We start from the raw sequence: 6299 nt of genomic DNA, 5'->3' as shown, positions 1-6299 counted from the left end.
TCACTGGTCAGGTCCGCATGACACGTCTCCTCCCCTGCGGACTCTGCGTGCGATGTGACTTCACGTCGCACCGGGCGTGCCTTCCCGACCCGCGCTGCGAACGCGGGCCTACTCGGTGACTTGTCGATCAATCACCCGGGAAGGTACGCCCTTCGCGCGCTCCCGGGGAGCCGATCCACAAGTCCTGAGCGTTGCTCGCCACCACGCCAGACACGGCGCTCTCACCGACCTCACTCAACAAGAAGCGCACCCTGCCGCGAACGCTTCCAAGCGGGGACGGACCTCGCACATCTCCTCAGGTGTCACACCTGATACAAGATCACACGCTATCCGCTGGACGGCAGTTGGGGCACCTAACGAAGCCCTACTAGTAACTCGTAATTTAGGAATTATTGTTGACACGCGCCGGTAACCGCTGCAAGATCCTGGAAACAATCCGCAGGCGCGCGGGCATTGACTGGTCCGAAGACCGACCGCCGCACCCTCCACGAGGGAGCGGTACCTCAGACTCACGACCAGGACGGGTCGGCACGCCTGATCGAAGGATCCGATGTGAAACGACATCTCACCGTCCTCCTCGTCCTCCTGACCGGCTTGCTGGCCGTGTCAGCACCCGCCCACGCCGACCCAGCGGCCGGCACCGTCGCCGTCACGGCGCCAGCACCTCAGCAGGTACTGAGCCCGACGCCGTACATGGGCTGGAACACCTACTACGCGCTGGGTGGCGATCCGACCGAGGCCGAGGTCAAGTCAATAGCCGACTTCCTGGTCAGCAGCGGTCTGCGCGACGCCGGCTACCAGTACGTCTGGATCGACGGCAACTGGGCGGCGCCGACCCCACGCAACTCGGCCGGCGACCTGGTGCCCAACCCGGACCAGTTTCCGAACGGGCTGAAGCCGCTGGTCGACTACATCCACGCCAAGGGCCTGAAGGCCGGCATCTACACCGACGCCGGCCCGTACATCCCGGGCAAGTGCGGACTCGGCAGCCACGGCTACTACCAGCGCGACGCGGACCAGTTCGCCGCCTGGGAGTTCGACGCGGTCAAGGCGGACTACCTCTGCGGGATCGCCGCGAACCTCGACCCGAAGACCGTCTACACCGAGTTCGCGCAGGCGTTGCGGAACAACGCCAGCGGGCGCCCCATGATCTTCAACCTCTGCAACCCGGTGACCTCCCCGGACTGGGGCAACTACCCGGAGGAGCAGCAGTCGACGCACTCCTGGACCTATGCACCGGCGATCGCGCAGTCCTGGCGGACGTACACGGATGTGGGTTTCGTCGGCGAGATCAAGTACAAGGACGTGCTGCGGAACTACGACGCGAACGCGCGGCACCCCGAGGCCGCCGGGCCGGGGCACTTCAACGACCCGGACTACCTCGGACCTGAGCTGGGGATGACCGACGAGGAGTTCCGTACCCAGATGACGCTCTGGTCGGTGGCGGCCGCGCCGCTGGTGATCGGCAGCGACGTCCGCAAGCTCAGCAAGACCTCGCTCGACATTCTCGCGGACCCCGATGTACTCGCGATCGACCAGGACTCCGCCGGCATCCAGGCCGTCCGCGTCGGGCCCGCCGGTACGACGGAGACCTGGGTGAAGCGTCTTGCCAACGGTGACCGTGCCGTGGTGCTGCTGAACCGGGGCGACAGCCCGACGACCCTGACCACGACGGCGCCGGCGGTCGGGCTGTCCGGAGATCGGTTCACCCTGAAGAACGCCTGGACCAACCAGGTCACCGAGAGCGCCGGCACCATCAGTGCCGCCGTCCCGGCCCACGGCGCGGCCCTGTTCCGGGTCGGCCCGGCCACGGGCAAGCCCGGTGTTCCGCACGTCGTCGCCGGCCTGCCGCAGGTGACGCAGGTCGGTGGCGACGCGGTGCCGGCCGGGGCCGCCCCGGTGGTCGCCGGCGGCGACCAGGCCCGGGTCGAGGTCACCGTGCGTAACGACGGTGCGCAGCCGGTCTTCGCGCCGCGGGTTGAGCTGACGGTGCCCGCCGGCTGGACGGCCCGACCGCTCGGCGAAGCGCCGAAGCTGCTGGACTCCAACCACTTGGTGACCTTCGCCTTCACGGTGACCCTGCCGGCCACCGCCGCGCCGGGCAACGCCGCACTGACCGCCGGCACGTCGTACGAGGTGATCGGCAAGGGACGGCTGCGGCAGGAGACGTCCACGCCGATAGTTGTCGCACCGGCGGCGCCGGACGGCGATGTCGCACTCTCGCACCACCAGTGGATCAGCGCCACCAGCGGGTGGATGAGCCCGACGGTCGACCAGAGCGTCGGTGGCGGGTCGCCGATCAGCATGCTCGGCCAGGTCTACCCGACCGGTATCGGGGTCGCCTCGCCCTCCACGATCCGCTACTACCTCGGCGACCAGTGCAGCCGGCTGACCGCGACCGTCGGCATCGACGATGCGGTGCGCAACGTCGGCCCGGAGGGCGGCACGTCGACCTTCCAGGTGATCGGTGACGGCCGGGTGCTGTTCGACAGCGGTGTGCTGACCCGCGACGACATCCGCCAGGTCGACATCGACCTGACCGGCGTCCGGGCGCTCGACCTGGTGGTCGGCGACGCCGGCGACGGCGGCTACAACGACCGCGCCAACTGGGCCGGTCTGAACGCCACCTGCTGATTCGGCTCGGCCGCACCCAGGTGACACCTCACCTGGGTGCGGCCGATTCGCCAAGACTTTGAGACGCCGTGGCGCGGTTACGCGCCACGGCGTCGTGATGTTGGGCCGGCCCGGATCGGGAGCGGACGGCGTCAGGCGCGCCGCAGCACAACGAGTTCGGCGTCGTGCTCGGCGGTCCACTGCACGGGCAGGCCGACGGTGGTGAGGTGGCTGCCGGACTAGCGCTGTTCGCCGTGCCGGTAGACGCCGGCCGGGTCGATGCCGGCGAGCGGCAGCCGTACCGGGCGGGACGGCAGCAGGCCAGTGCCGTCGAGTCGGCCGGTGTGCCAGCTACCGCAACGAGACGGCCACCACGCCTGACACGGCCCTCTCACCGACCTCACTCAACAAGAAGCGCACCCTTCGGGGTACGAGATCAAGTGATGACACGTCAGCCCGTGCCGATCGCGCCGCCCCACCTCCTTCGCGCGCGGGCGCCCGGCACCCGAGGCCACGCCGGCAGGCTCCGTGGCGGCGGTCACCCGCGGCGAAGCGGAACTGACGACACGTCAGCCATTTTGGGTCGCCAATTGACGGATCGTGCACGTGGCCTGTGCCTTTCCCTGTTGGTCCCGTACACCACTCGGCGGGACACGACCGGCAACGGCTGGCCCGGGGGCCGGACTCTCCGGGCCTGCCGCCAAATGACCGCGTCCCGGAACGTGGTGCAGCGATGCGCAGTTCATGCCGGTGCCGGTGCAACGGGGCGGTGTGGCCGGCGCTGTGCCGGAGCGCGCTGGACGCGCCGCTGTCTCCCGCGGCCGGGCGCGCTCTCGCCGCGGCCCGAAGGCGGCAGCCGGATAGCCCACTTGGCGGGATGGGCGGTGCCGGTCACCGCTCCACGCGCTCCGCCGTGCTTCCATCGCGCCAGGAGGCATAGGACATGGCCAACGAACCACAGCAGGACACCCGTTCCCCGCGCACCGCGTCCCGGCGCCGTGTGCTGACCGCAGCAGCCCTGGCGCCCGTACTCACCGGGGTGCCGCCCGGCGCCCGCGCCCTTTCCGCCGGGCCCAAGAACCGCGCCCTGATCGCGCCGGTGCTGACCCAGCTGGCGGACTGGGCGGAGGTGGGCCAGGCGCTGGGCCGACCCGGTGACATGAGACGGTTCATGTACCACACGGGCTTGCCGCGCACTGACCTCAGGGTCTTCTCCCACGGCATTCGGATCAACCCGGCGCTCGCCCTGGGCACGCACGTGTCGTTCGTCCGGTACGCCGACCACAGCACGCTGTTGATGGGCGACGTCGTGGTCACCGAACGCGAACTGCAGCACTTCAGCGACGTCCTGCACGAGCACGGGATCATGCAGACGGCCATCCACAAGCACCTGCTCGCCCACGAGCCGGACGTCTGGTGGGTTCATGTGCACGCCCACGCCCACGATCCGGTCGCCGTCGCCCGCGGTCTGCGCGCCGCGTTCGACTGCACCGGCACCCCGCCCGCCCCACCCGCCGCCCCCGCGCCGCCCGTCGACCTGGACACCACCGCCATCGACGCCGCCATGGGCGTCAAGGGCAGCGCCGACGGCGAGATCTACAAGTCCACTTACGTCCGCCGCGAGATCGTGGCCGACGGCGATCTGGCGCTGCCTGCGGGGCTGGGCTCCACCTCCGCCGCCAACTTCCAGCCGTTGGGCGGCGGAAGGGCCGCTGTCAGCGGCGACCTGGCGCTGATCGCCGGCGAGGTCCAGGCCGCCCTTGTGGCGCTGCGGCGCGGCGGCGTCGAACTCGTCGAGTTGCACAATCACCACCTGACCGACGAACCACGCCTGTTCTTCGTCCACTACTGGGCCGTCGGCGATGCCGTCCAGCTCGCCCAGGCCATTCGCCGGGCCGTGGGTGCCACCAACGTCGTACCCATGCTAGGAGTCGGCGGATGACCGTGGACAACGAGACGGTCGTCTGCCCGTTCGACTTCAGCGAAGCCCTGGAGTTCGACCCCGCGCTCGCGGAGCTGATGCGCCGCGAGCGCCCCGCGCGCATCCGGCTCCGCTACGGCGACAGGGACGCCTGGCTGATCACCGGCTTCGACGCGGTCAAGCAGGTGACCACCGACCACCGGCTGAGCCGGGCGGGCATCATCGGCCACGACTACCCCCGGATGACGCCGGAGCCCATCGTCTCGCCCGAGTCGGTCAACGTGATGGACCCGCCGCTCAGCAGCCGCGTCCGCCACCTGGCCTCGCAGGCCTTCACCCAGCAGCAGGTCGACGGCATGCGGCACCGGATCATCCGGCTCACCGACGTCCTGCTGGACGACATGGCGAAACAGGGGCCGCCGGTCGATCTGGTCCAGCACCTGTCCGACACACTTCCCCAGCACACCATCCTGGACCTCCTTGGCATCGAACAGGGGGAATGGCCCCGCATGCAGGAGTCGGTACGCCAACTCCTCGTCGTCGGCGCGGGTAACAAGGAAGCCGCTGCAAGAGCCAAGGCCGATCTGACGGCCTACTTCGCCAAACTCGTCGAACAGCGTCGCCACTCACCGGGCCCGGACCTCATCAGCGCGATGGCCGCAGCCCGGGAAGGTGAGGAGCAGCTGGACGACAGGGAACTGGCGGTCATGGCGCTGATGTTGGCGCTCAGTGGCCAGGACACGGCGACCTGTGAGATCAGCAACATCGTCTACCTGCTCCTGACCCGTCCCGAGCTGATGGAGCACCTCAGGCGCCGGCCCGAGACTCTGACCGATGTGCTGCACGAAATGCTCCGCTGCATCCCGTTCCGCAAGGGGGTCGGAATCCCCCGGGTGGCGCTGGAGGACGTGGAAGTGGACGGGGCACGCATCCGGGCGGGTGACTTCGTCCACGTGTCGTACCTGACGGCCAACCGTGACCCGGAGCGCTACCCGGACCCGCACGTCATCGACCTCGGCCGGCCCAGCGCTCCGCACATGACCTTCGGCTGGGGCGGACACCGGTGCATCGCGATGCCCTTGGCCATGGCGGAGCTGGAGGTGGCCGTCGGGCGGCTCGTGGAGAGATTCCCCGATCTGCGGCTCGCCGTGCCGCCGGAGGAACTGCGGTGGGACACGCAGACGATCAGGCGTTTCCCGCTTCAGCTGCCGGTGGCCTGGTAGGGGTATCGCCGGGCAAGGGCCCAGAGGCCGCCAGCCCGGCGGTGCGCCCCGTGTCCTGGCCGGCCGGGTGCCGCCGCCTTCGCCGCCGCGGGCGCAGGGCCGGACACGCCGCTGTCTTCGCCGCCGCAGCGCTCGTCGGCAGCCGCGGACCCCCGGGGTGGGGACTGCGCTCGGAGAATTCCGCAGCCGTGCCGTTGGCCGGCACGGTGCTGCCTGCGACCATCGTCGTCGTGACTCCTCCACCCCGTGAACGGGGTGGTTTCTCGCTAAGCCGGTTGGGCTTCGCGACGGGCCAGCCCGGCCCGTAGAACGTTGAGAGCGCCCACGGTGTCCGCGTGCGCTTGGTGACCGCACTCCTGGCAGTGGAACTTCTCCTGTGTGGGCCGGTTCTCCTTGGCGGTGTGCCCGCATTCGGGGCACCGCCGGGAGGTGTTGCGGGGGTCCACGGCCATCACTTCCCGTCCGGCACTCTCAGCCTTGGCGTTCAAGATCGCGAGGAACACCCCCCATCCGGCATCGGCGATCGAACGGTTCAGCCCGGC

Annotated in this window: 5 protein-coding genes; 3 read left to right on the top strand and 2 right to left on the bottom strand. The window is 69.8% G+C overall.

The features are described from left to right. The first annotated feature begins 552 nt into the window (after nucleotides 1-552). Entirely contained in the window at nucleotides 553-2634 is a 2082-nt protein-coding gene (locus ACFYXB_RS45315; RefSeq protein ID WP_389591325.1) for an NPCBM/NEW2 domain-containing protein, read from the top strand. A 218-nt stretch (nucleotides 2635-2852) separates the two neighbouring features. On the opposite strand, the gene ACFYXB_RS45310 is transcribed toward ACFYXB_RS45315, so the two are convergent. Next, a complete protein-coding gene (locus ACFYXB_RS45310; RefSeq protein ID WP_389591324.1) occupies nucleotides 2853-3008 on the bottom strand; it encodes a hypothetical protein in 156 nt (51 codons plus the stop codon). A 548-nt stretch (nucleotides 3009-3556) separates the two neighbouring features. On the opposite strand from ACFYXB_RS45310, the gene ACFYXB_RS45305 reads away from it, so the two are divergent. Both ACFYXB_RS45305 and ACFYXB_RS45300 read left to right on the top strand, forming a co-directional pair. Then, nucleotides 3557-4555, top strand: coding sequence for a DUF1259 domain-containing protein (locus tag ACFYXB_RS45305; protein ID WP_389591323.1), 999 nt, complete (start codon nucleotides 3557-3559; stop codon nucleotides 4553-4555). Beyond that, nucleotides 4552-5757, top strand: coding sequence for a cytochrome P450 (locus ACFYXB_RS45300; protein ID WP_389591322.1), 1206 nt, complete (start codon nucleotides 4552-4554; stop codon nucleotides 5755-5757). The genes ACFYXB_RS45305 and ACFYXB_RS45300 overlap by 4 nt, the downstream gene beginning before the upstream one ends. 266 nt (nucleotides 5758-6023) lie before the next feature. On the opposite strand, the gene ACFYXB_RS45295 is transcribed toward ACFYXB_RS45300, so the two are convergent. Next, a partial coding sequence (locus ACFYXB_RS45295; RefSeq protein ID WP_389591320.1) for an RNA-guided endonuclease InsQ/TnpB family protein occupies nucleotides 6024-6299 on the bottom strand: 276 nt, incomplete at its 5' end.

The organism is Streptomyces sp. NPDC002619 (assembly GCF_042889305.1).
Classification (GTDB): Bacteria; Actinomycetota; Actinomycetes; order Streptomycetales; family Streptomycetaceae; genus Streptomyces.
Note: the sequence above shows the minus strand (reverse complement) of the source record. Positions and strands in the feature narration are given on the sequence as shown.